Annotated in this window: 19 protein-coding genes and 1 pseudogene; 6 read left to right on the top strand and 14 right to left on the bottom strand. The window is 66.3% G+C overall.

Annotated features, from left to right (window positions below; genetic code table 11):
• Positions 1–10: 10 nt before the first annotated feature.
• Both AB0P11_RS16605 and glgB read left to right on the top strand, forming a co-directional pair.
• Positions 11–2,074 (top strand): alpha-1,4-glucan--maltose-1-phosphate maltosyltransferase, encoded by a 2,064-nt coding sequence (locus tag AB0P11_RS16605; protein ID WP_363523055.1) that lies wholly within the window; start codon positions 11–13, stop codon positions 2,072–2,074.
• Positions 2,071–4,275: a 1,4-alpha-glucan branching protein GlgB gene (gene glgB / locus AB0P11_RS16600; protein ID WP_363523053.1), complete on the top strand. Its 2,205-nt coding sequence runs from the start codon at positions 2,071–2,073 to the stop codon at positions 4,273–4,275. Before AB0P11_RS16605 ends, glgB begins: the two co-directional genes overlap by 4 nt.
• 68 nt (positions 4,276–4,343) lie before the next feature.
• Here glgB and AB0P11_RS16595 read toward each other — a convergent pair whose 3' ends face one another.
• Together AB0P11_RS16595 and AB0P11_RS16590 are read right to left on the bottom strand one after the other, a co-directional pair.
• Positions 4,344–5,273, bottom strand: coding sequence for a tetratricopeptide repeat protein (locus tag AB0P11_RS16595; protein ID WP_056278680.1), 930 nt, complete (start codon positions 5,271–5,273; stop codon positions 4,344–4,346).
• Positions 5,270–7,288 (bottom strand): glycosyl transferase, encoded by a 2,019-nt coding sequence (locus AB0P11_RS16590; protein ID WP_363523050.1) that lies wholly within the window; start codon positions 7,286–7,288, stop codon positions 5,270–5,272. The genes AB0P11_RS16595 and AB0P11_RS16590 overlap by 4 nt, the downstream gene beginning before the upstream one ends.
• A 179-nt stretch (positions 7,289–7,467) precedes the next feature.
• On the opposite strand from AB0P11_RS16590, the gene AB0P11_RS16585 reads away from it, so the two are divergent.
• Complete coding sequence (locus AB0P11_RS16585; protein WP_053096001.1) at positions 7,468–8,529, top strand: AI-2E family transporter; 1,062 nt, start codon at positions 7,468–7,470, stop codon at positions 8,527–8,529.
• Here the strand turns inward: AB0P11_RS16585 and AB0P11_RS16580 are convergent.
• From AB0P11_RS16580 to rpsB, 9 genes are all read right to left on the bottom strand, one after another.
• Positions 8,526–9,239: an alpha/beta hydrolase gene (locus AB0P11_RS16580; protein WP_363523072.1), complete on the bottom strand. Its 714-nt coding sequence runs from the start codon at positions 9,237–9,239 to the stop codon at positions 8,526–8,528. The two genes, AB0P11_RS16585 and AB0P11_RS16580, sit on opposite strands and share 4 nt — an antisense overlap.
• A gap of 2 nt (positions 9,240–9,241) precedes the next feature.
• Positions 9,242–9,529 carry a hypothetical protein gene (locus tag AB0P11_RS16575; RefSeq protein ID WP_072591234.1) on the bottom strand — a complete coding sequence of 96 codons (288 nt, stop codon included), beginning with the start codon at positions 9,527–9,529 and terminating at the stop codon, positions 9,242–9,244.
• Positions 9,530–9,538: 9 nt separating this feature from the next.
• The gene (locus AB0P11_RS16570) at positions 9,539–10,222 is read right to left on the bottom strand and encodes a transglycosylase SLT domain-containing protein (protein WP_232224549.1); all 684 of its coding nucleotides are present in this window, start codon (positions 10,220–10,222) and stop codon (positions 9,539–9,541) included.
• A 48-nt stretch (positions 10,223–10,270) separates the two neighbouring features.
• Entirely contained in the window at positions 10,271–10,855 is a 585-nt protein-coding gene (locus AB0P11_RS16565; protein WP_056278677.1) for a DivIVA domain-containing protein, read from the bottom strand.
• The gene (locus tag AB0P11_RS16560) at positions 10,855–11,994 is read right to left on the bottom strand and encodes a phosphatidate cytidylyltransferase (RefSeq protein ID WP_056278676.1); all 1,140 of its coding nucleotides are present in this window, start codon (positions 11,992–11,994) and stop codon (positions 10,855–10,857) included. Before AB0P11_RS16560 ends, AB0P11_RS16565 begins: the two co-directional genes overlap by 1 nt.
• Positions 11,995–11,999: 5 nt before the next feature.
• On the bottom strand, positions 12,000–12,554 hold the full coding sequence (gene frr, locus AB0P11_RS16555; protein WP_053095997.1) for a ribosome recycling factor: 555 nt from the start codon (positions 12,552–12,554) through the stop codon (positions 12,000–12,002).
• 66 nt (positions 12,555–12,620) lie between these two features.
• Positions 12,621–13,337 carry a UMP kinase gene (pyrH, locus tag AB0P11_RS16550; RefSeq protein ID WP_056278675.1) on the bottom strand — a complete coding sequence of 239 codons (717 nt, stop codon included), beginning with the start codon at positions 13,335–13,337 and terminating at the stop codon, positions 12,621–12,623.
• A 90-nt stretch (positions 13,338–13,427) separates the two neighbouring features.
• Positions 13,428–14,255: a translation elongation factor Ts gene (gene tsf, locus AB0P11_RS16545; protein WP_363523046.1), complete on the bottom strand. Its 828-nt coding sequence runs from the start codon at positions 14,253–14,255 to the stop codon at positions 13,428–13,430.
• 44 nt (positions 14,256–14,299) lie between these two features.
• Positions 14,300–15,244: a 30S ribosomal protein S2 gene (rpsB, locus tag AB0P11_RS16540; protein WP_053095994.1), complete on the bottom strand. Its 945-nt coding sequence runs from the start codon at positions 15,242–15,244 to the stop codon at positions 14,300–14,302.
• 305 nt (positions 15,245–15,549) lie between these two features.
• Between rpsB and AB0P11_RS16535 the strand changes: the two genes are divergently transcribed.
• Entirely contained in the window at positions 15,550–16,077 is a 528-nt protein-coding gene (locus AB0P11_RS16535) for a M23 family metallopeptidase (RefSeq protein ID WP_363523043.1), read from the top strand.
• A 16-nt stretch (positions 16,078–16,093) separates the two neighbouring features.
• Here the strand turns inward: AB0P11_RS16535 and AB0P11_RS16530 are convergent, their stop codons facing one another.
• On the bottom strand, positions 16,094–16,996 hold the full coding sequence (locus AB0P11_RS16530) for a tyrosine-type recombinase/integrase (protein WP_363523041.1): 903 nt from the start codon (positions 16,994–16,996) through the stop codon (positions 16,094–16,096).
• 35 nt (positions 16,997–17,031) lie between these two features.
• Positions 17,032–17,676 (bottom strand): annotated as a pseudogene (locus tag AB0P11_RS16525) (DNA-processing protein DprA); the annotation flags it as partial.
• A 206-nt stretch (positions 17,677–17,882) separates the two neighbouring features.
• Here AB0P11_RS16525 and AB0P11_RS16520 point away from each other — a divergent pair.
• Positions 17,883–20,972: a DEAD/DEAH box helicase family protein gene (locus AB0P11_RS16520; protein ID WP_363523039.1), complete on the top strand. Its 3,090-nt coding sequence runs from the start codon at positions 17,883–17,885 to the stop codon at positions 20,970–20,972.
• Between the two features lie 101 nt (positions 20,973–21,073).
• Here the strand turns inward: AB0P11_RS16520 and AB0P11_RS16515 are convergent, their stop codons facing one another.
• Positions 21,074–21,517 (bottom strand): helix-turn-helix transcriptional regulator, encoded by a 444-nt coding sequence (locus AB0P11_RS16515; protein ID WP_363523037.1) that lies wholly within the window; start codon positions 21,515–21,517, stop codon positions 21,074–21,076.
• A gap of 553 nt (positions 21,518–22,070) precedes the next feature.
• Here AB0P11_RS16515 and AB0P11_RS16510 point away from each other — a divergent pair.
• A complete protein-coding gene (locus tag AB0P11_RS16510) occupies positions 22,071–22,847 on the top strand; it encodes a hypothetical protein (RefSeq protein WP_363523035.1) in 777 nt (258 codons plus the stop codon).
• Positions 22,848–23,390 lie beyond the last annotated feature (543 nt).

The following is a 23,390-nucleotide window of genomic DNA, read 5'->3' as shown; positions in this document are numbered from 1 at the left end:
GGCCGCACGTATGAGCAGCATCAGTCCGAAGGCTCTCCGAAGCCCCGCGCAGATCCCGTCGCGCCCGCTGGGCGCCGTCTCGGACGGCGACGGACTCGTCGCGACGCGAATTCCTCTGGTGGGCGGCGCACCGTCCGTCCCCGGAGGCTTCGCGCCCAAGGCGTTCGTCGGCGAGGTGGTGCCGTTCAGCGTCGTCGCCTTCCGTGAAGGGCACGACCTGATCGGGGTGCAGCTCCGGTTGACGGCCCCGAACGGCGAGGAGTCCCTGCACCGATTGACGCCCTTGCTCGATGGGAGCGATCGCTGGGCAGCGGAGGTCGCTGTGGACATGCAGGGCCCGTGGGCGTTTCGCTTCGAGGCGTTCTCCGACGACTTCGCGACCTGGGCGCACGCCGCCGAGGTGAAGGTCGCCGCGGGCGTCGATGTGCCGGTCATGGCAGCCCTCGGCGCCGAACTTCTCGCGCGCGCAGCGAAAGAGAAGGATCGCCCTGCGGTTCAGCGCAGACGCATAAGCGAACTCGCCACCGCACTGGCGGGGGGCGATGCAGAGACCACCACCGCGGTCTCGACCGACGCCGAGCTGGGCGGTCTCTTCCATGAGCGGCCTCTCATGACGCTGCGTTCAGCATCTGCCACGCACACTCTGCTCGTGGAGCGGACCGCCGCAGGCGTCGGTGCCTGGTACGAGTTCTTTCCCCGCTCGGAGGGCGCGAAACGCCTGAAGGACGGCACTGTCAAGAGCGGTACGTTCAGGACAGCCGCCAAACGTCTTCCCGCTGTCGCGGCCATGGGCTTCGACGTCATCTACCTGGTGCCGATCCATCCGATCGGAACGACCAACCGCAAGGGACGCAACAACACTCTGACGACGGAGCCAGGCGATCCGGGCTCACCGTATGCCATCGGCTCCGTTGACGGCGGCCACGATGCGATCCACCCGGAACTCGGCAAGCCGGCCGACTTCCGCGCATTCGTCAGGGCGGCGAAGAACGAAGGGCTGGAGGTCGCTCTCGATCTCGCACTGCAGGCCTCTCCGGACCACCCGTGGGTCGATGAGCACCCCGAGTGGTTCACCACTCTCCCGGATGGCACCATCGCCTACGCAGAGAACCCGCCCAAGAAGTACCAGGACATCTACCCGCTGAACTTCGACAACGATCCCGCCGGTATCTACCAGGAGATGCTCCGCATCGTGCAGCACTGGGTTCGCGAAGGCGTGAAGATCTTCCGCGTCGACAACCCGCACACGAAGCCGCTGCAGTTCTGGGAATGGCTCATCGCGACCGTGAACGCCCAGGACCCGGACGTGATCTTCCTGGCCGAGGCGTTCACTCGACCCGCCGTGATGCGTGCGCTCGCCGCCGTGGGGTTCCAACAGAGCTACAGCTATTTCACCTGGCGCAACACCAAGGCGGAGCTCGAGGAGTTCCTCACCAGCGTCTCGCACGAGACGAGCGACTACATGCGGCCGAATCTCTTCGTGAACACGCACGACATCCTCACGGAGTACCTGCAGTTCGGCGGCCGCGCCGCCTATCGGATCCGCGCCTGCATCGCCGCCACCGCCGCCCCTGTGTACGGCGTGTACGCCGGGTACGAGCTCTTCGAGAACGTGGCGAGGCCCGGGTCCGAGGAGAACATCGACAACGAGAAGTACGAGTTCAAGTTCCGGGACTGGGAGGGCGCGGAGGCATCGGGTGACTCGCTTGCGCCTCTCCTGCGCCGACTGAACGAGATCCGCCGTGAGCACCCGGCTCTTCGACAGCTCCGCAATCTCTCCGTGCACTGGAGCGACGACGACTCGGTGCTCGTCTACAGCAAGCACCTCGATGCCGCGTTCACCGGCACGGGCCACTCCGATACGATCCTCGTCGTCGCCAACGTCGATCCGCACTCCGTGCGTGAGACCACCGTGCACCTCGACACCACGATCTGGGGCGTACCACCTGGCGAGCCGTTCGAGGTGGAGGACCTCCTGACCGGTGCCGTGTGGACGTGGGCCGATCACAACTACGTGCGCCTCGACGCCTTCGCCGAGCCGGTGCACATTCTGAAGGTGAGGAGACGAGCATGAGCTACGTCGAAGATGCCACTACATCACCGGACTGGGCGGCTGTCGCAGCCGGCGCCCATCACGACCCGCACGCAGTGCTCGGCTCCCACCCGTTCACGGATGCGAGTGACCGGACCGTCACGGTGATCCGCGCTCGCCGACCTCTCGCGTCCTCGGTCGCAGCCGTCTTCGAGGACGGGAGCCGATTGGAGCTCGATCACGTCGCACACGGCATCTGGGAGGCCCAGCACGACGGTGCCCCGGTGGCGTATCGCATCGCCACCGCGTACGGCGACGACGACGAGACGATCACCGGCGACCCGTACCGGCACCTCCCGACTCTGGGCGACGTCGATCTCCATCTGATCGCCGAAGGGCGGCACGAGCGGCTGTGGCAGGTGCTGGGTGCGCACGCGACGGTCGCAGACGCCGAAGACGGCGTCGCATTCGCCGTCTGGGCCCCGAACGCCACAGCCGTGCGAGTCGTCGGAGATCACAACGGGTGGAACGGCGAAGCGCACGCGATGCGCTCGATGGGTGTGAGTGGCGTCTGGGAGCTGTTCATCCCCGATCTCGCCGTCGGAACGACATACAAGTATCAGATCCGCACCCGCGGCGGCTCCTGGATCTTCAAGGCCGACCCGATGGCGCAGGCCGCGCAGGTGCCGCCCGAGACCGCATCGGTGGTCACGCGGTCGGACTACGCATGGTCAGACGGCGCGTGGATGACCCGCCGGGCAGCGACTCACGCGGTCGCTCAGCCGCTGTCGGTCTACGAGGTGCACCTCGGCTCCTGGCGCGGAGGCCTGAGCTACCGCGATGCCGCAGAACCGCTGATCGCACACGTCACCGAGGCCGGTTTCACGCACATCGAGTTCATGCCGCTCGCCGAGCATCCGTTCGGCGGCTCCTGGGGCTATCAGGTGAGCGGGTACTACGCGGCGACCAGTCGCTTCGGCAGCCCGGATGACCTGCGATACCTCATCGACCAGCTGCATCAGGCCGGAATCGGCGTGATCATGGACTGGGTGCCCGGGCACTTCCCCAAAGACGCGTTCGCCCTCGCGAGGTTCGACGGACAGCCGCTGTACGAGCACCCCGACCCTCGTCGCGGTGAGCATCAGGACTGGGGAACGCTCATCTTCGACTACGGTCGCCCTGAGGTGCGCGGATTCCTGGTCGCGAACGCGCTGTTCTGGCTGAGCGAGTTCCATGTCGACGGCCTGCGAGTGGATGCCGTGGCGTCGATGCTGTACCTCGACTACTCGCGTAACGAAGGCGAGTGGGAGCCGAACATCCACGGGGGCCGGGAGAACCTCGAAGCGATCCGCTTCCTCCAGGAGGTCAACGCGACCGCCTACCGCCTGCACCCCGGCGTGCTGATGATCGCTGAGGAATCGACGAGCTTCCCCGGTGTGACCGCACCCACCGACCACGCGGGTCTCGGCTTCGGGTTCAAGTGGAACATGGGCTGGATGAACGACTCCCTCCAGTACATCGAACGAGACCCGATGTATCGCGCGCACCACGAAGGTGAGATGACGTTCTCGTTCGTCTACGCGTTCGGGGAGAATTATCTGCTGCCGATCAGCCACGATGAGGTCGTGCATGGAAAAGGCAGCCTCGTCTCGAAGATGCCCGGTGACCACTGGCACAAGCTCGCCAATGTCCGCGCATACCTCGGATACATGTGGGGTCACCCCGGAAAGAAGCTCCTCTTCATGGGGCAGGAGTTCGGCCAGCTCGCCGAATGGTCGGAATCCCGCCAGCTCGACTGGTGGCTCCTCGACCAGCCGTCGCACGCGCAGCTGCAGGGTTTCGTCGGACAGCTCAACCGCACCTATCGCGCTCAGGCCCCGCTCTGGGAGCGGGACAATGACGGATCCTCGTTCTCACGCCTCGGCGCCCCGAGCTGGGATCCCAATGTCATCGCCTTCGAACGCCGCGACGCACATGGCGGCCGTCTCGTGGTGATCAGCAACTTCGCCGGCGTCGAGCGCAGCGGTTACAGCCTCGCACTGCCGATCTCCGGCGTGTGGCAGGAGATCCTCAACACGGACGCCGCAGAATACGGCGGTCGCGGATCCGGCAATCTCGGCATGGTCGTCGCGCACTCGGAGGACGACGGACCGGCCATGGCGACGATCACGGTTCCCGCACTGTCGACCATCTGGCTGCGCCACGAGAGCGACCCGCACGTACCCACGATCAGCCGCGGCTGACGACCTCTGCCGATCAGCGAGACGGCCCCGGCCCGACAGAGCCTGGGCCGTCTCGCTGCACTCTCAGCTCAGAACAGCAGGGAAGACAGTCTGTTGCGCGCGGTGATGACGCGTGGATCTGCGACGCCGATCAGGCCGAACAGCTCGAGAAGGCGTTCCCGCACGGGCGTTCGCTCATCCGAGGGCAGCTGGGCGAACAGGTCGAGAAGCCTTCCGAACGCATCTTCGACATGGCCTCCCGCGAGGTCGAGGTCGGCGACATCGAACTGGGCCTGGATGTCCAGGGGTCCGGCTGCGGCCGCGGCCCGAGCTTCCTGGAGATCGAGTTTCTGGACGCGGTCGAGCAGACGGACCTGGCCCAGGCCTGCGATCGCATCCTCATCGCGCGGATTCTCCGCGAGAGCCTTCTCGTATGCCACGACCGCCGCGGCGTAGTCGCCGTTCTCGATCGCGGCGAAAGCCTCCGCGTGCAGCGGCGGCATCGGCGGCTCCTCCGGCGTCTGCTCGCCCTCGGGCGCCTCTCCGACGTTCAAGGTGCCCGTCACTCCGTTCTGAGCAGCGAGCTGAAGCAGCTGCGCGAAGACCTCTCTGACCTGTTGCTCGGGCACTGCACCGGTGAACATCGGAACCGGCTGACCGGCGATGAGTGCCACGACCATCGGGATCGACTGCGCGCGGAATCCCTGGGCGAGCTGCGGGTTGGCGTCGACATCGACCTTCGCGAGAAGCACCCTGCCGCCGAGTTCACGCGTCACCTTCTCGATGATGGGGCTCAGCTGCTTGCACGGCCCGCACCATTCGGCCCAGAGGTCGACGACCACCGGCACTGTCCGGGAGAGCTCGAGGATCTGACCGAACGACTCGTCGGTCGCATCGACGACGATGTCCACGGCCCCGGGAGCAGGGCTCTGCGCTCCGGCGGCAGCAGCCGCGGGCCGGTTTCGCAGAGAGGAGAGGTCGACGGCTCCACGGAGCGCGGCGGGAGAGATATCGGTCATTTGATCACCTCGACGGAGAGTAGGTCCTGTCGGACCGCCATGAGTCGGATCTGCTCCGTCGAGCCCTGCGCGGGAACGGAGAAGAACAGCTGGAATTCGTACTTGGTCGTGAAGCCCTTCGCGGACTCCGTGACACCCGTCAGCGCCTTCGCCTGCGGATTCGCGTCTTCCAGTCGGATGACGGCGTCCGGTGACGTCGGGGTGACCGATTCGGTGTCGATGAGCGAGACGGCCACGATCGCACCGCTGTCTAGCGTGGTCATCGAGACCGGCTCGGAATCGGCCGGGAGGATGTCGAAGGCGGTCTGAGAAGTCTCCGCCGCTCCGTTGTCCGCCAGCGTCTGCACGACCGCCTGCCGGCTGTCGCGAATCGACTGGGCGAGGTTCTGCGAGATCTCGTCGAACATGCCGTACGAAGGGCTGGCCTCGCCCGCGTCGACGACGTCGGCGAAGGTCTCCGCAAGCTCTCCCGGCGGGATGCTGAGGAATGCGGAATCGTCGGGAACGAGCGAGGTGCCGAGCCACGCTGCAGCCACGTCGGGGAAGACGGCATCCGCAGACATCTCGGCCATGTTCGTGACCTTGTAGTTCGACCACGGATCCTGCTGCGTCATGGTCAGGATGACGGGGGGAACGGTGTCGTCGTCAGCGCTCTTCGAGAGCAGGAGCACCGTGCGCGGCCACCGGTCGGTGGCTTCGGGAAGCACGACCTCGACGTCATCGGTCGGGAGTGCGGCGGGCGGTGCGGTCTCCGGAAGAGCTGTCCGAAGCGCGTACTCGGTGGTGCGAGCCGTGAGCGCCGGGCCGTCCAGACGAGTGCCGGCCAGAGCGATGTCCATCGACGCGTCCGCGTCGGACAGGGTCGTCGACACTTCCTGCAGGATTCGCTTCGCCTGAGCCTCCGTCACTGCCGGGGGCTTCTGATTGTCCGGAGCGATCACCGTCGCGCTGGGAGACGGCGAGGGCGTTCCCTCTCCGAGCTGCGGCCACGAGTCAGGCGAGCAGCCGCTCGCGAGCAACGCGGTCACGGCGAGGGCGGGGACCGCGAGCAGGCGCCGTCGACGGTTCACGGGTCGCGCACGCATCTCCGTCTTCCGATCGGGGTCCGGGATCTTCGGACCGGAAGCGTCGTGTGTACCCGGGTCACCGGCGGCTGCCGCGTCGGAGTCTGCGCCGGTCCGACCGGACTCATCCCCGGCAGCGGTGGTCGAGGTGTCGTCGATCGCCGCGCGTTCCGATGGCGGCAGCTGAGCCACGTCGATCGGCTCGGTGGCCGGAAGGGGGCCGGGGCCCTTGCGCCGCGGTCCTCGCCCGCGACGCTGGTGCCGGATCGCGAGGACGTAGAGCACGAGTCCGACGAGAAGCATCGCCGCGCCCGCCGTCATGAGCGGTCCGGCGAGAGGGGTGGACGTGTCCAGCGGCCAGGACACCACGATGTCGTCCGGTGCGTCGGCGGTGCCGTCGTACGCGATGATCAGACTCACGCCCTCGGGCAGCTGCATGTTGTCTGCGATGAGTGTGTCGGTCTCGGTGAAGGAGTCCAGCCAGAGGTCGGAGCCGGCGGGGTTGCGGCCCGGCTCTGCGGCTGCATCGCCCTCGGCGGGCGTCTCCGCCGGTGCCGGGGTCTCGGCCGCGGCCGGGGTCTCGGCAGGGGCGGGGGTTTCGGAGCCCCCATCACCTTCCGGTGCTGATCCGGCGGGGACCAGCTCGACCTCCAGGTCACCGTCGTCGCCGACCGTCACGCGGTTGTACGACGAGTCGGCAAGCCACGCTTCCATGTCGGCGGTGCGGCCATAGGCGGCGAAGATCTCGCCCTCTCCGCGCACCAGCAAGGTCTGAGACCCCGGGTGCTCACGAAGGACGTCGCCGTCCATCAGCACAAACGGGGCGGGTTCCTCTGCAGCGACTGAGACTTCCTGAGTCGACGGACCCATGAAGATGGTTCGCTGCGCGATGCCCGCAGCGATCAGTCCCGCAGCCAGCACGAAGGCCACGACGGCCCATACGAAACGCACGAATAGTCTCCTCACACGGCCCGGACGCACGCCCGAGTCGCAACACTCGACATTTCAGACTAGCGAAATCACCTGTGTGTTGCCCACGAGGGGCATGCGGCACCACGTGCGGCACGTCGTCCCGGCCGGTCGTGGTGCGGTGGATACGCTTGCAGAGTCCCCCATTCCGAGGAGCAACGATGAAGATCCACAACCCGTTCCGCACCGCCCTCGTGGCGACGCTCGGCGTGGGACTGGGAATCCTGCTGATCGGAAGCGTGGAGAGCCTGTCGACCGTGCTGCTCTACGTCGGTACGGCTCTCTTCCTCAGTCTCGGCCTGGACCCGCTCGTCTCCTTCCTCGAGCGCAGGCGTCTCCCCCGCTGGCTCGCCGTGCTCATCACGATCCTCGCGGTGCTCGGGATCTTCGCCGGGATCATCCTGATCGTCATCCCCGTGCTGGTCGACCAGATCTCGCAGCTCATCGCCGAGATCACGGCCATCGTCCAACGCGGGACATTTCTCCTCGACCTGCGCCAGTGGATGGTCGACACGTTCCCCAATCTCAAGGTGGATGACGTCTTCGCCTATGTGACCGACTGGCTGGAGACGAACCTCGCCCAGATCGGGGGGTCCATCGGGCAGGGCGTGCTCGCCGCCGGCGGGGCACTGCTGAGCGGACTGTTCGGCGCGTTCATCATCCTCATCCTGACGATCTATCTGACGGCCTCGACACCGTCGCTCAAGCGCGCCGTCTACCAGCTCGCTCCTGCATCCAAGCGCGAGCGCTTCATCGACCTGGCCGAGCAGATCACCGATTCGGTCGGCTACTACGTCATGGGCCAGGTCTCCCAGGGCGTCATCAACGGCATCCTGAGCATGATCTTCCTCACGATCATCGATGCGCCGTTCCCGGCCGTGCTCGCCGTCGTCGCCTTCTTCTTCTCACTGATTCCACTCGTCGGCACCCTCACGGGGTCGACCATCATCGTGCTCGTGTGCCTGATCCCCGGCCTGGGATCACCGGCGACAGCGATCGCCGCCGCCATCTACTACCTCATCTACATGCAGATCGAGGCGTACGTGATCTCGCCGCGCATCATGAGCCGGGCCGTGTCCGTACCCGGAGCGGTCGTCGTCGTCGCGGCGCTGGCGGGCGGAAGCCTCCTGGGGCTGCTCGGCGCGCTGATCGCGATTCCGGTGGCAGCCAGCATCCTGATCCTCTACCGGCAGGTGCTGATCCCTCGCATGAACGAGCTCTAGTCGGCGGGCCACTCCGTCGGCAGCGGAAGAGCTGCCGGGTTCACGGCAGCGACGATCTCAGTGAGGACTCTCCGAGTCTGGCTCTCCCCCACCCAGAGGTGCTTGCCACCCTCGACGGCGATCAGCTTCGCATGCGGAATCGCGGAGAAGCGCTCGCGTGCTTCGGCCGGACGGAGGTAGTCGTCGAGCTCGGGTACCAGCACGACGACGTCAACATCGGAGTCGGCCCACGCCGCCACCTCGGCGTCTGTGGCGCGATGAAGTGGCGGGGACAGGAGGATGATCCCCTCGACATCGTGTTCCCGACCGTACTTCAGCGCGAGTTCGGTGCCGAACGACCAGCCGAGCAGCCATGGGCGCGGAAGGCCGCGCTCGCGCACGAAGCCCATCGCCGCCGCGACGTCGAACTGCTCCGCCTCTCCCCCATCGAACGCGCCATCGCTGGTGCCACGCGGAGAGGTCGTCCCTCTCGTGTTGAAGCGCAGCACAGCGAGGTCCGCCAGCGCAGGCAGACGGGCGGCAGCCTTGCGGATGATGTGCGAGTCCATGAACCCGCCGGCCGTCGGGAGAGGATGCAGCGTGACGAGCGTGGCCACGGGCGCCGACGACTCGGGAACCGCCAGCTCTCCGACCAGTGTCAGCTCGTCTGCGGTCTCCAGTGCGATGTCTTCGCGCCGCGCAGGCAGCTCGATCGGTCCACGGATCTCCATGCTCACGCAATCCTCCAACAGTGTGTGTGCCAATGCCTGCGTGCCGCGAGGTCTGCGGCGTCACCGAGCACCCCGTCCGCGCGCCAGATCACGAGATGAGCGGTTCCGGGAACAACCGATCGCCCGCACCCAGGACAGATGTACTCCTTCAGCGCCTGAGCTGCCGACACCGGCTGGACGGTCCACTCGGAACCACGACGGACTTCCGTGCGCTTCCAGGACGCGAGGAGTCGATCGAGCGAATCGTCGGTGTCAGGGCGCGCCGGACGGCGTCTGCGAGAGCGGGCCATGAGGCCGACTCACCACCAGTGGTTGTTCGTCCAGAAGGCGTGGGCGCCCGCCCAGCTTCCGTATCGACCCGTGGCGTAGCCCGTTGCCCAGCGCAGGTTGTCCACCGGGTCGTAACCATTGCCGGGAACCTTGCTGCATGGCAGAGCCTGGACGAGCCCACACGCTCCAGAGGACTTATTCGTCGCGTTCGGGTTCCAGCCGCTCTCGCGGGAGACGATGTAGTCGACGAAGCCCCAGTCGGACTCCGCGATGCCCGCTGCGGCCATCCACTCCGCAGGGGCTCCCCCGCCGGTGTAGTACAGAGGAGCGCTGGGACCGGGTTTCGATGACCCGGATGAGCCGGACGACGCGGTCGTCGGTGTCGGGGTGGGAGTCGGCTTGGGCGTCACGTAGACCGAGAACGATCCACGCTGAACCGGTGCGATAGCGGCACCCTCTGCGGTCACCGTGAGATTCTGCGTCTCCGTGAGCGCCGCTGAGTACGCCGACTCGGGGCCTTCCGTCTCAGGCTGCTGAGCCAGCGCGACGCCGGTCGGGGCGACCATCGCGGCCGCGAAACCCACGACCGCGAGGGCGCTGACGAAACCGACGACGCCCCGTCGGCGGCTACCGCTGCGCGCCGAAAGCGCCGCCGATGCAGGCACCGGCGTGACGTCTTTGCGATGAGGTGTGATGTCGTTTCGGGAGTTCACGATGAGTGGCAGTCTACCCGGTGAGGCGTGAGTCGGCCATCAGAACGCTCAGCGAACCGCCAGGATCACATCGACGGTAGCGTCGAGAAGGGCATCCACCTGCTCTTCCCGGTACCCGCCGCGCTGCATGCGGAACGCCGCCGAACGCAGCTGCTCGGCCGTCAGCGGTTCGCCGTCTCGCAGATAGCGGGCGATGCGGGTGCCCACATGGTCGACCTCGTCGATGCGATACCCGAAGGTGAGGACGCCCGTGCGCGCGAAACGCTGACGCTTCGGACGCGCGAGGTGGTCGAGGATGATCTGGGCATCGTCTCGTGCCTGCTCGACCCATGCCCCCGCGCCCTGCGACCGGACGGCCCGGTCACGCGCGCGAGCCGCCAGCGCGTCCTCCACTCTCCCGAGCGCCGCATCGACCTCTGCCACGACATAGCCGTTCTTCACGAGCGGGAAGGACGCCACGCGTACGTCGGCTGCGCCGAGATCGTCCGCGTCGCCTTCGAATGCAGCCCGAGCGGCTGCGAGGAACGTGTCGACCGCTGCGCGGTGATAGCCGCGCACGCGCCCGGTCGTCACAGAGAACGCGGCCGGAGGCTGAACCGAACCGTCCGATGTTCGCACGTCGTCGAAGACCATCACAGCACCACCCAGGAGGAGAAGAGGAAATACAGGCACAGCGCGGGCACCGTCGACGGAAGGATGCTGTCGAGTCGATCGAGGAGCCCGCCGTGACCGGGCAGCCAGGAGCTCATGTCCTTGATTCCAAGATCACGCTTGAGCATGGACTCCCCGAGGTCGCCGAGGGTCGCGGACAGCAGGATGGCGACGCCGAAGATCACGCCGATCCACCACGGCAGGTGCAACAGGAAGATCGCGAGGAGGACACCCGCCGTGATGGAACCCACCACGGCTCCACCGAACCCTTCCCACGTCTTCTTGGGACTGATTCGCGGGGCCATCGGATGCCGGCCGAAGGCCAGCCCGGCGGCATACGCGCCGGTGTCCGCCACGACGGCGATGGCGATGAAGCTCAGCACCCACCACTGGCCACCCTCCTGCTTGAGCAGGATCAGGGCGACCGCCGCGAGGAACGGCACGTAGATCTGAACGAAGCCTCCGATGACGGCATCCGTCAGCACATCGCCGTAGGTTCTGCCGTCCTTGGCGACCATCTGGGCGACCAACCGCCACACGATCACGAATGCGACGGCGAAGAACAGCATCACCCAGACGAACCAGAGGTCGAGGAAGAACGCGGACAGCACGAGCAGCGTCGCCGCCACGAACTGAGCGATCACGTCGATCCGCCGCCCGGACGCGCGCAGTGCCAGGGAAAGCTCGTACACCCCGAGCAGCGCCGCTGCCAACGCGAACGGCACGAAGAGGACCTTGATGAACAACAGCGAGGCGAGCAGGGCGGCGCCGAACGCCAGCCCGATCAGCGTCGCGAGGATCAGGTCACGCCCTGTGCGCTCTTTGATGCGCTCGTTCGCCTGGTCGAGCTGCCCGCGAGCATTCGTGACGTGGGTCCCGAACTCGTCGCGTGCGGCACGCCACTGCTCTCTGATCGCGTTGTGATCAGCTGTGTCCAACGGGGACTCCGTCATCGCGCGCTCCTCGGCGGGGAGAGGTGGACGTGGCGGGATGCTCGTCGCGTCGAACGCCGGGAAGGCGCCATCGACCAGCGGGATGGCGCCGGTCGAGGTCGACGAGTCGCGCGCCTCCCGGCGCGTCTGCGGCTTGTCGGTGCCGTCATCGGTGCGTTCGTCGGACATGCCGCCTACACCTCGAGAAGCTCAGCCTCTTTGCGCTTGAGTGCGTCGTCGATGAGGTCGACGTGCTGGCGCGTGAGGGCGTCGAGTTCCTTCTCTCCGCGAGAGATCTCGTCTTCTCCGAGCTCGCTCTTGAGACCGTCGAGTTCGTCCTTGGCCTTGCGACGGATGCCGCGCACGTGCACCTTGGCGTCCTCGGCCTTGGTCTTGACGAGCTTGACGTACTCCTTGCGGCGCTCAGCCGTGAGCTCGGGCATCGTCACGCGGACGAGGTTGCCGTCGTTCGTGGGGTTCGCGCCGAGGTTCGGCATGTCCCGGATCGCCTGCTCGATCCCCTTCAGAGCACTCTTGTCGTAGGGAGTGATGATGAGGGTGCGCGCCTCCTGGTTCGCCAGAGAGGCGAGCTGGGCGAGCGGCGTCGGCGTTCCGTAGTAGTCGACGAGCACCTTCTGGAAGAGCTGCGGGTTGGCGCGACCCGTGCGCACCGTGGAGAAGTCCTCCTTGGCGGCCTCGACCGCTCGTGCCATACGGGAGGTGGTTTCAGCGAGGACATCCGCGATCACGGTGACTCCTATCGTCGGGGTGTTCTGAAATTCTATCTGGCGCGGCGCGTGAGCACCGTCAGGGACTCAGGCGGTGACGAGAGTGCCGATCGGCTCTCCGAGGAGCGCACGCGTGACATTGCCCGCCGGCTCCATGCCGAACACCCTCATGTCCATGTTGTTGTCCATGCAGAGGCTGAACGCGGTCGAGTCGACCACCTTGAGGCCGCGCTGAAGGGCATCGCGGTAGGTCACGCGCTCGATGCGCTCGGCGTCGGCGTGCTTGTTCGGGTCCGCGGTGTAGATGGCGTCGACGCCGTTCTTGGCCACGAGCACCTCCTGCGCCCCGATCTCCAGCGCGCGCTGCGCGGCGACCGTGTCGGTGGAGAAGTACGGGAGGCCCGCTCCGGCGCCGAAGATGACGACGCGGCCCTTCTCCATGTGCCGCTCGGCCCGCAGCGGGATGTACGGCTCGGCGACCTGCGTCATCGAGATCGCGGACTGCACGCGGGTCGGCGCTCCGGCCTGCTCGAGGAAGTCCTGCAGCGCGAGGGCGTTCATCACCGTGCCGAGCATGCCCATGTAGTCGGCTCGCCCCCGGTCCATTCCGCGCTGGCTGAGTTCCGCTCCGCGGAAGAAGTTGCCGCCGCCGACGACGATCGCGATCTCTACGCGGTCGACGGCCGCGGCGATGTCACGGGCGATCTGGCTGACGACGTCGGGGTTGACGCCGAGCTGTCCGGCGCCGAACGCCTCACCGGAGAGCTTCAGGAGAACGCGACGGCGTCCGTTGCCTTCGGTCATGGGGGTGTTCCTCTCGTCCCGATTCAAGATAGTGCCTTCTGGGCATGAAGAAGGGGTTCGGATCATGTGATCCGAACCCCTTCGACGGTGTTACGCGCCGACCTTGAAGCGCGCGAAGTCCGTCACGGTGATACCGGCGTCCTTCGCCACCTGGGCGACGGAGAGCTTGTTGTCCTTCGCGTAGTCCTGCTCGAGCAGTGCGACCTGCTTGATGAACGCGGAGACACGGCCCTCGACGATCTTGGGCAGAGCCGCTTCCGGCTTGCCCTCGTTGCGGGAGATCTCGGTGACGATCTCGCGCTCCTTCTCCACGGCGTCAGCCGGGACGTCCTCGCGGGACAGGTACGACGGGTTCGCGAACGAGATGTGCTGCGCGATGCCGCGAGCGGTCTCGGCGTTGTCACCCGTGTAGGCGACGACGACGCCGATCTGCGGCGGGAGGTCCTTGCTCGTGCGGTGCAGGTAGACCTCGACGTTGTCGCCGGTGATCGTGCGAACGCGACGAAGTTCGACCTTCTCGCCGATGATCGCAGCCTCTTCCGAGATGACCTGTTCGACGCTCTTGTCGCCTGCCTGGGCGGCGAGTCCGGCCTCGACCGAGTCGGCCTTGACGGCCGCGACAGCGTCGGCGACCTTGTCGGCCAGTGCGATGAAGCGCTCGTTCTTCGCGACGAAGTCCGTCTCGCAGGCGAGCTCGATCAGCGTCACTGCGCCGTCCTGCTCGCGAGCGACGATGAGGCCCTCGCTGGTCGAACGGTCGGCACGCTTCGCGTTGCCCTTGGCACCCTTGAGACGCAGGATCTCGGTGGCCTTCTCGACGTCTCCGTCGGCCTCCTCGAGCGCCTTCTTGGTGTCGACCATTCCCGTTCCGAGCTGCTCACGCAGCGCCTTGAGGTCGGCGATGGTGAAGTTGGCCATGTGTGGTGGCTCCTTGCTTCGTGATGTGTGTGGTGGTCGCGGAATTACTTGGCGTCTGCTGCCTCGGCGGCGGCGACCTCAGCGGTCTCCTCGCCGGAAGCGGCAGCGATGGCCTCGTCGTGCGCCTCGGCGCCGGCCTCGTCAGCAGCGGTCTCGTCGGCAGCGGGGGTCTCGACGGTGGCAGCTTCGTCAGCTGCGGCGTCATCGACCTCTGCGGCGTCAGCCGACTCCTGGACGGGAGCCTCGAGGAGCTCCTTCTCCCAGTCGGCGAGCGGCTCAGCGTCGCCCGTCTCGGGGTTGTGCTTCTGCTGCAGGCCCTCTGCCGCTGCGTCCGCGATGATGCGGGTGAGCAGCGAGACGGAGCGGATGGCGTCGTCGTTGCCGGGGATCGGGTACTGGAAGTCGTCCGGGTCGGCGTTGGTGTCGAGAATGCCGATCACCGGGATGCCGAGCTTCTTGGCCTCGTCGATGGCGAGGTGCTCGCGCTTGGCGTCGACGACCCAGAGAGCGGACGGCGTCTTGGTGAGGTTGCGAATACCACCGAGCGACTTGTGGAGCTTGTCGAGCTCACGCTTCTTGAGAAGTAGTTCCTTCTTGGTGAAGCCCGAGGCAGCCGGGTTCTCATAGTCGAGCTCCTCGAGCTCCTTCATGCGAGCGAGACGCTTCGCGATGGTCTGGAAGTTGGTGAGGAGTCCACCGAGCCAGCGCTGGTTGACGTAGGGCTGGCCGACGCGCGTGGCCTGCTCCGCGAGGATCTCCTGCGCCTGCTTCTTCGTGCCGACGAAGAGGATCGTGCCACCGTGCGCGACGGTCTCCTTGACGAAGTCGTAGGCCTTGTCGATGTAGCCGAGCGACTGCTGGAGGTCGATGATGTGGATGCCGCTGCGCTCCGTGAGGATGAAGCGCTTGACCTTCGGGTTCCACCGACGGGTCTGGTGTCCGAAGTGCACGCCGCTGTCGAGCAGCTGGCGGATGGTGACCACAGCCATGGTCGTCTCCTTGTTCCGGCGCGATTCTGCGCCCTTGAGGTTGTCGAGTCGATCGGATGACCGAACTCCCTGGTGCCCGGCGCACACCCGCCTGAGTGGAATCAGGACCAGTGGGAGTGGATGCCACGACCGAAGTCGCTCTGGGCACGCGTAGTCACCCCGAGATCGAGGTGCTCCAACAGCATACAGGATGCGGCGGCCTCACTCCTCCTGCACGATGCACCGAAGCCATGTCTTCCCCACATGGATCGCGGGGGTTGCGATGACGCGTCCCTCCGCGGGCGGGAACGACGGACCATTGCCTCATGAACTCCCGCGCACGCGCGACCATCGCGTTCCTTCTGCTGGTCGTCCTGATTCTCGTCGCTCCGATCCCGGCGCGTGCGCGCGCGTCATCCGCGGAAGGTGCGAAGTATCCCGTCTGGCTCTGGCCGACCGATGAGCGCCGCGCGATCGCGTCGCCGTATCGCGCTCCCGCGCACGAGTACGGTGCCGGCCATCGAGGGATGGACCTCGCGACGACGCCGGGGGCTGTGATCCGCGCTCCCGCCGACGGGACGATCGCATTCCGCGGAACCGTCGTCGACAGGCCTCTGATCACGATCGAGCACCCCGGTGGCTACGTGTCGACGTTCGAGCCGTTGTCCTCCGAGCTCTCGCCGGGAGACGCGATCTCATCGGGGCAGGTGATCGGCACCGTGGCTGCCGGTGGCCACGCGGCGCCCGGCACTCTGCACCTCGGTGTGCGAATGGATGGCGCGTACATCAACCCGATGCTCCTCTTCGGCGCCGTACCCAGGGCGGTGCTGCTCCCCTGCTGCACGACCCCATGAATCGGTGACCGGGTGTTCAGGCGCGCGGGTGTGCGAGGCGATACGTCGCGGTCAGCCGTTCGGCGGACACGTGGGTGTAGATCTGGGTCGTACCGAGACTCGCATGGCCGAGGATCTCCTGCACCGCTCGCAAGTCCGCGCCGCCGTCCAGGAGATGGGTCGCGGCAGTGTGTCTCAGCGCATGCGGGCCGACCGTGTCCGCCCCGATGAACGGTGCGAGCACGTCGGCGACGAGCGAATAGACCGCGCGCGGTCCGATCCGCGCGCCTCGACTGCCGAGTAGCAGAGCGGGCGACGGCCGAGTAGCTCGTGCTGCCAGTGAGGGCCGCCCTCGAGACAGGTAGGCACCGGTGGCATCACGTGCAGGAGCACCGTAGGGCACCACCCTCTCTTTCGCGCCTTTTCCCAACACGCGCGCCGTGCCCCGGTCGAGGTCCAGATCGTCGACATCGAGTCCGCACAGCTCGGAGACTCGGATCCCTGCCCCGTACAGCAGCTCGAGAATCGCATGGTCGCGGAGCGCGATCGGATCACCGGCGGCGGCGGCGTGCCGTTGCGCCTCGAGAAGAGTCGTCATCGCGTCCTGAGAGGCGATGACGGGCAGCGTCCGCCCCCGCTTCGGGGCTACCAGCCGGAGGCTCGGATCGTGTGCGACGAGCTCCTGCTCCTGCGCCCAGCTGAAGAAGGACCGCGCCGCCGCGGCGCGCCGCGCGAGTGTTGACCGCGCGTCCCCCCGTTGAGTCGCGCGCCACAGCCAGTCGCGCAGTGTCTCGAGTGTGACGTCTTCGAGCTCGCGATCGCCGACGGTCTCCGCGAGATCACGGAGATCAGATCGGTAGGCCCGCACAGTCGCTGAAGACAGCCGACGCACTCGGGAGAGATGCTCGGTGAAGGCGTGTGCTGCTGCCTGGAACTGCATGGATCAAGTGTGCAGGAGCGCGAATCCGCGCGGTGTCAGCCGCGCCGCTCTCCGTCCGGCCGTTTCCGCCATCCGCTCTCGACGCGCGTGACAATCCCATCCAGCTCCAGGAGCCCGAGGAGGGCGCCGATCCTCTCGGGAGCGAGCCCCGATCTTCGGGACAGCTCGAGAACGGGTCGTGCGGAGCGACTGCTCAGGGCGTCGAGCACCCGAGACCGATCCGGGTCCGTGGCTCCGCCAACGGTCGTCCCGGGTGCGGCGTCACCCCACAACTCGCGTATCTCGGCGGTGGTCGTGACGCATCTCGCGTCGTATTCACGAAGAAGCCGATGACAGCCGGCCGACGATGCGGAGGTCACAGGCCCAGGCACCGCACCGAGCGGCCGTCCGAGCGCAGCCGCGTGTCCTGCGGTGTTCAGTGAACCGCTCCGCCACCCTGCCTCCACCACGACCGTCGCGTCGCTGATAGCGGCGATGAGTCTGTTGCGCGAGAGGAATCGCCACTTCGTCGGCGCGGTGCCGCAGGGCACTTCGCTCACCACGGCTCCGGTCTCCACGATTCTCCGCAGCAGCTGCTGATGGCCTTGGGGATACGCGCGATCGACTCCCCCGGCGAGGAAGGCTACGGTCTTGCCGCTCACGCCGAGGGCGGCCCGATGAGCTGCCCCGTCGATGCCGTACGTTCTCTTGCATTGTCGCGATGTTGCAAAAACAGGCATCAGGAGGTTGTTTAGGAGGGCGTGAGGTCGCTACGCAAGATCAGACAGTCATGTGCAACCAGACCGAGTCCCGCGGAGCGTCTCGCTAGCGACTGTTGACGTCATCTGTCCGTTCGCCGATAGAGTGCCCGGTGACAAGGGAGTAATGCGTTCCGGGGAGGACGGTCATGACTGGTAACGCGGGGACGGACGGGGGCGACGAGTCAGCACTTCCATCGGCGGGTGGTGTGCCGGTTGCGCGATCGTCGTTGTACGAAACGGACCTGTCCGGGTTCTCTTTATTGCGAAGCCCTTCCACCCCGTCGTGGCGTCGCCCGCAGTTGGGGGCGTTGGCGGCTATCACGAGTCATTGGACGTTGGATCCGAGTGAGCGCTTGTTGGTGTCCCTGCCGACGGGGTCGGGAAAGACTGGCGTAGCGACGGCGTTACCGCATATTGCTCGTGCACATCGGGCGCTTGTCGTGGTGCCGAGTAGAGAGCTGCGTTTTCAGCTTGCGACGGCGTTCCGTGATCAGCCGGATCTTGAGAAAGTGGGCGCTGTCAGTTCGTCCTACCCCCGCCCGGTGGTCACGGAGGTGACTGGCCGACGAATTGACTGGGAAGCCCTGGCGTCGTCTGACGTTGTGGTTGCTCTGCCGAACTCCATCAGTCCGCAAAACATGGAGCCCGAGTGGCTCCCTTCTGCCGACTTTTTCGATCTGGTCATCGTGGACGAGGCGCATCACACCCCGGCTGCGACGTGGCGGGCGCTACTCGACTACTTCACTAACGCGCGCGCGGTTCTGCTAACGGCCACCCCGCGCCGTGCGGACGGTCGACTTCTCCCGGGGACTCACGTCTACCATTTCCCTCTGCGCGCCGCGATCGCTGACAATCTGTTCAATCCGATCACCCCGGTGATCCTCGAGATCCCCGCGCCGCTCACAGAGACGGCGAAAGATACAGCGATCGCTGAGAGAGTGGTCGCGACGATGAGCGAGGCGGAACATGCGACGAGTGTCGCCCTGATCCGGGCCGGGAGTGTGCTTCGAGCCACAACGCTGCAGACGCTGTATGCGCGGTTGGGGCTAACTGCGGAGATCATAGTTGGCACTACCTCCACCACTGACCGACAATCGATGCTCTCCCGATGGAACAGCGGTGAGCTACGTGCGGTGATCGCGGTGGATATGCTCGGAGAGGGCATAGACGTGCCCCGCCTGCGGGTGGTGGGATATCACGACAAGCACAAGTCCGAGCCCGCGACAATCCAGTTCATCGGGCGCCTCGCCCGCACGAATCCCGCCTACCCCCAACATTCTGTTCTAGTCACCGTCCATGACGAGGATGTTTACCCTGCCCTCACGGGCGCGCTCAGGTCCCTGTATGTGGAGGACGCCGACTGGGCGCAGATCCTGCCCACGCTGATCGACGATGACATTCATCGTGAACAAGCCGATCGAGCCTATCTCGCCGCATTCGAGGACGCACCGTTCACGTTCTCGCTGTCGGCGATCCGCCCCTTGGCACGCGCGAGCATGTACGAGGTTCCCGTACTCAACCCATGGGAGCCCGATTTCAGCGACGGCGTCCCCGCGCCATTGCGGCCAGGGGAACGCATCCTCGGGCGAGAGATTGTGTACGCGGGCCTCAACGACCTCCACACGCAATTGATCGTGATCACCGCCGAATCCGACCAACCCAGTTGGTACGCGGGCACCGAGCTGCGCCGCGACATCTTCGACCTCGCCGTGGTGAGTTGGATTCGCAGTGGCGACACTCGCCGCCCGCACCTGCTATTCGTCAACGCGCAAGACGACGGGCTCCTCAACGCCATCCGCGACACCCTCGACCCCACCGGTGAGGTACGAAACGGCAATCCTGCCTCTCTCCAAGCGGCATTCGATTCCGTCGAACGAGTCTCGGTGTCATCCGTCGGCGTCCGCAACACCTTCGCCCCACTGCCCGGAACACCCGCCTACTCCACGTTCGCGGGCAGCGGCATCGACCGAGGTCTCCGCGACGCAGACACCCACTCCCGCTCCCTCGGCCACGCCATGGCTCAGGTGCGGGTGAGTTCCGGGGCGACGACCACCGCAGGCCTGGCCGCCGAGAAAGCGAAGTACTGGGAGACCCGGTACCTCGGGCTGCGCGAATACGAACATTTCGCCATCGACCTCGCCGGTCGGTACTGGTCGCCGCGCATCACCGACTCCGGCCCGCTCTTGCCCAACGTGTCCAAAGGCATCCGCACCGACACGTTCGGCGCCCAGCCCCTCGCCGCCGAACTGAACCCAGGCCTGTTTGGTGCGTCCTGGGCCCTTCCCGACGGGCGAACCATCGAATCTCTGGACATCGAACCGAGCCCCACAGACCCCCAGGACGCGGCGCACCTGTCGGTGCGGGTGTTCGACCCGACGGAGCCGACCGTGACGATCTGGGCAGGAACACAAACCATCGACGGCCGCTTCACCACCATCCGCGGCGACGAGATCCTGCGCCGTGGTACCGGCCACCAAGCCACCATCCCGGAGCTTTTCGACGCTGACCCACCCCTGGTGTACTTCCTCGACGGGACCACCATCAGCGGCCCCACCACCTTCCGCTCCCCCGGCGCTGAACGCTCCCTCCCCCCAATCCCCTTCACCCCGATCACCTGGACAGGCGTCGACATCACAAAAGAAGTCCGCCCCGCCTCCGGCCTCATCTCCATCCACCAGTGGGTCGAGGACCGCCTCACGATCCCCACCGCCCCCGGTGTGTCCCGGTGGGTGTTCAACAACGACGGAGGAGGCGAGATCGCCGACCATATCGTCATCGAACGCACCACGACCGGACGCATCCGTCTTGAGATGTGGCACTCGAAGTTCTCCAGCTCCACCACCCCTGCTGTTCGGGTCACTGACATGGAAGTCGTCACCCAACAGGCTGCGAAAAGCCGCCGGCATGTCACCGACCGCGGATTCTGGAACCGTGTTGCCCGCCGCCTCGACGGCACTGAACGACCACCGCTCCGCCTCATCGCCGGCGACCTGTCCGACATTCGCGCCCTCTGCGGCCTCGACCCGGCCCGCACCGAGGAATCCATCGCCGACACCCCACCCCTGTTGGAGGCGACCATCGTCATCGTGCAGCCCGGACTGAGCATCAACGACCTCGAACACCGCCTCGCCGCACCTACCGTCGACATCAGCGCCGGACAAGTCCGAGAATTTCTCACGTTCGTGCACAACGCCGTCGGCGGCCTCGCCACCATCGAGTTCTACTGCTCGGCCTAATCCCGACCGCCACCACACCCCGACACCGACCGCACCAGAGAGCGACCGACAGGGCCGTGCCGGGAGCGAACGCGTCACACGGGTTAAGGGCAGCGCTTCGGTCAGCGTCCTCGAAGATCGGGTAGGGGGCGCGGGAGGAGTTCGTCCACTGACACGTCGAGGACCTGCGCGATCGCCATGATCGATCGCAGCCCTGGGTTCGCGGGAGACCCCCTCCGCGATTCACCTTTCTCGTACTGGTGATAGATGTACCGGCTCAATCCCGCACGGTATGCGACGTCCTCCTGGCTGAGCCCAGACTCGACGCGGCGCCGACGCAGCTGCACGGCGAGACTTTGGACGAAAATACGCCACTGCTCATCCACATCATCCGCACGCCTGACCACACTCCCAGCGTCCCGAACAAGGCTTCCCGGTATGGCCTTACCGGTATGACATAATTTCGGTGGCCATACGAAACAATCGTCTACCGCCGGATCTATTCCGCTCTGCACGTGTGCTGCCGGCCCTCCGAACCTCCCGGTCGCATCGCAGGGCAGGCCCATAGCGTGCGACCGCGAATGTGACGGTAACGATGACTGGCAGGCCTGGAGTGATCTGGTGGCGCGGCGAAGAACACCCTCCGCCTGCGGCGTGGACATACGTGTTCGAAGAGTTCACCACCGACCCCACCGCGGATGAATGGGGCCTGGCAGCCGGGGTCTTCATCGCCCAGTACCGTCGCCGCCACGGCCAAGGGCCAACGTTCCGGGAACTGTTCGAGCACCTCCTCCCGGACACCGATGGGATGCCCTCCGAACTTCCCGCCAACTGGGACCCGGTGGAGCGTCGGCGCGGGAGCGACTTCCGGCTGTACGCCGCGGTGGAGTGGCGGCGACGCGGGTACCTAGCCTTCGAGCGAGGAGTCACCCGAAGTCTGCGCGTGGGCCCCCGCTTCCGCGAACGCTCCCGCGCCCTCCAACAAAACCGCAGCTACCCGCACCCCACACGCTCGACGCCAACAGACCATCCGCAGCCCTCGACGACACCCACACGATGGCGCATCGACGGACCTGACCCCCTCCGTATCTCCGCGCACCCCCACACCCCCGATCCAGAATGATGATCCCCGCACCCGCGACCCCTCCGAAGGGGGCTCCCGAGTCCCATCGGGAATCCGCGCTCAGCGACGATGACGCGGCGGGACTAATCGACGAACTCAGCCGTCTGTTCACCACGATCCTGGAGTCCGGGCGCGACACAAAGCTCTTCTCCGCCCTTTTGCGCACGATCGTCCAGATCATCACCGACGCTGACGGGAAGGTCTTCGACACCGCCGCCGACCGCGCCACAGAGACCACGGCGAAATACACCCACGATGAGACACGCAACGGCGACTGCGAGCACATCCGCGACGAGAACGCCGTCGAGGCGCCCTTGGATGGTGCAGAGAGAGGATCGCAGCGGATGCGGCCGGAGTTCCGTGACCGGCTCGAGGCGGTGATCGATTCTTTCAGTGACGACGAGGCCGCCGATTTTCTGCAGGTCGGGGCCCGCCAGGTCCAACGCCTCGCACGCAACGGCACCCTGTGGTTCTTCACTGTGCACCACCGGCGTCGGTACCCGATGTGGCAGTTCGGCTACAACGGCAGCATCCTGCCCGGACTTCCTCGCCTAATCTCCGTTCTGCCCACAGGCTGGACACCGGAGGACACCCACCGATTCATGATCACCCGCTCCCCCCGTCTGACCCACAACGGACACCCCACCAGCCCACACACATGGATGAGGCGCGGAGGGAACATCACCGCGGTGATCGCCCTTATCCCGATCACCGCTCAGACCGCTCACACCGACATACCTAAAACAACGGCCGCCGTGGCCGACGCAGACTAGCCCTCGCCCGTACAACACACGCCCCGGTTCCTCACCCACTCCGGGCGAGTCCACTAGCGAGCGTGCGGGTTGGAGCGTGTGTCCGATGACGGGTAGGCCAGACGGCGGCTACACCAAGCGTCGTAACGACGGCGACACCCCCGGAAGCAGCAGAGGAGGATCTCCGTGCCGCCGCAACAGGCGAACCGGTACAGGAACGTCGCGCAAGACCAGCGCGGATCCCGCACAATGATCTCGATTTCCTGCCCGCCAACGGTGTCATCGAGCACACCAAAGTCCTCGTGCGCGGGGTGAAGGATCATCGCGGCACGATCCTTCACCCCGATCCGCGCCGACGCGGGAACTAGCTCGTGAACCACCCGCGGCTCTTCGCTCGGAGACAACGCATCAAACTCCACCAGCCCCGCACGCAGCAACCGCGAGGACGCGCGACGCCCCGTTCCCGAGCACGAAATGCCGTCGAATACACCCGCCGCATTCGGACGGACACACAGCCTCCGGGTTCCACGGTGCCGGCGAGTTATGAAAGTGCGGAGCAAGATA

Source organism: Microbacterium sp. NPDC079176, assembly GCF_040686675.1.
GTDB lineage: Bacteria > Actinomycetota > Actinomycetes > Actinomycetales > Microbacteriaceae > Microbacterium.
Note: the sequence above shows the minus strand (reverse complement) of the source record. Positions and strands in the feature narration are given on the sequence as shown.

Coding starts and splice junctions, on each gene's coding strand:
- AB0P11_RS16585 (WP_053096001.1), top strand. CDS start 7,468: ATGAAGATCCACAACCCGTTCCGCACCGCCCTCGTGGCGACGCTCGGC.
- AB0P11_RS16560 (WP_056278676.1), bottom strand. CDS start 11,994: ATGTCCGACGAACGCACCGATGACGGCACCGACAAGCCGCAGACGCGC.
- AB0P11_RS16530 (WP_363523041.1), bottom strand. CDS start 16,996: ATGCAGTTCCAGGCAGCAGCACACGCCTTCACCGAGCATCTCTCCCGA.
- AB0P11_RS16520 (WP_363523039.1), top strand. CDS start 17,883: ATGACTGGTAACGCGGGGACGGACGGGGGCGACGAGTCAGCACTTCCA.
- rpsB (WP_053095994.1), bottom strand. CDS start 15,244: ATGGCTGTGGTCACCATCCGCCAGCTGCTCGACAGCGGCGTGCACTTC.
- AB0P11_RS16605 (WP_363523055.1), top strand. CDS start 11: ATGAGCAGCATCAGTCCGAAGGCTCTCCGAAGCCCCGCGCAGATCCCG.
- AB0P11_RS16515 (WP_363523037.1), bottom strand. CDS start 21,517: ATGGGCCTGCCCTGCGATGCGACCGGGAGGTTCGGAGGGCCGGCAGCA.
- pyrH (WP_056278675.1), bottom strand. CDS start 13,337: ATGACCGAAGGCAACGGACGCCGTCGCGTTCTCCTGAAGCTCTCCGGT.
- tsf (WP_363523046.1), bottom strand. CDS start 14,255: ATGGCCAACTTCACCATCGCCGACCTCAAGGCGCTGCGTGAGCAGCTC.
- AB0P11_RS16595 (WP_056278680.1), bottom strand. CDS start 5,273: ATGACCGATATCTCTCCCGCCGCGCTCCGTGGAGCCGTCGACCTCTCC.
- AB0P11_RS16580 (WP_363523072.1), bottom strand. CDS start 9,239: ATGGAGATCCGTGGACCGATCGAGCTGCCTGCGCGGCGCGAAGACATC.
- AB0P11_RS16535 (WP_363523043.1), top strand. CDS start 15,550: ATGAACTCCCGCGCACGCGCGACCATCGCGTTCCTTCTGCTGGTCGTC.
- AB0P11_RS16575 (WP_072591234.1), bottom strand. CDS start 9,529: ATGGCCCGCTCTCGCAGACGCCGTCCGGCGCGCCCTGACACCGACGAT.
- AB0P11_RS16565 (WP_056278677.1), bottom strand. CDS start 10,855: ATGGTCTTCGACGACGTGCGAACATCGGACGGTTCGGTTCAGCCTCCG.
- glgB (WP_363523053.1), top strand. CDS start 2,071: ATGAGCTACGTCGAAGATGCCACTACATCACCGGACTGGGCGGCTGTC.
- AB0P11_RS16510 (WP_363523035.1), top strand. CDS start 22,071: ATGATGATCCCCGCACCCGCGACCCCTCCGAAGGGGGCTCCCGAGTCC.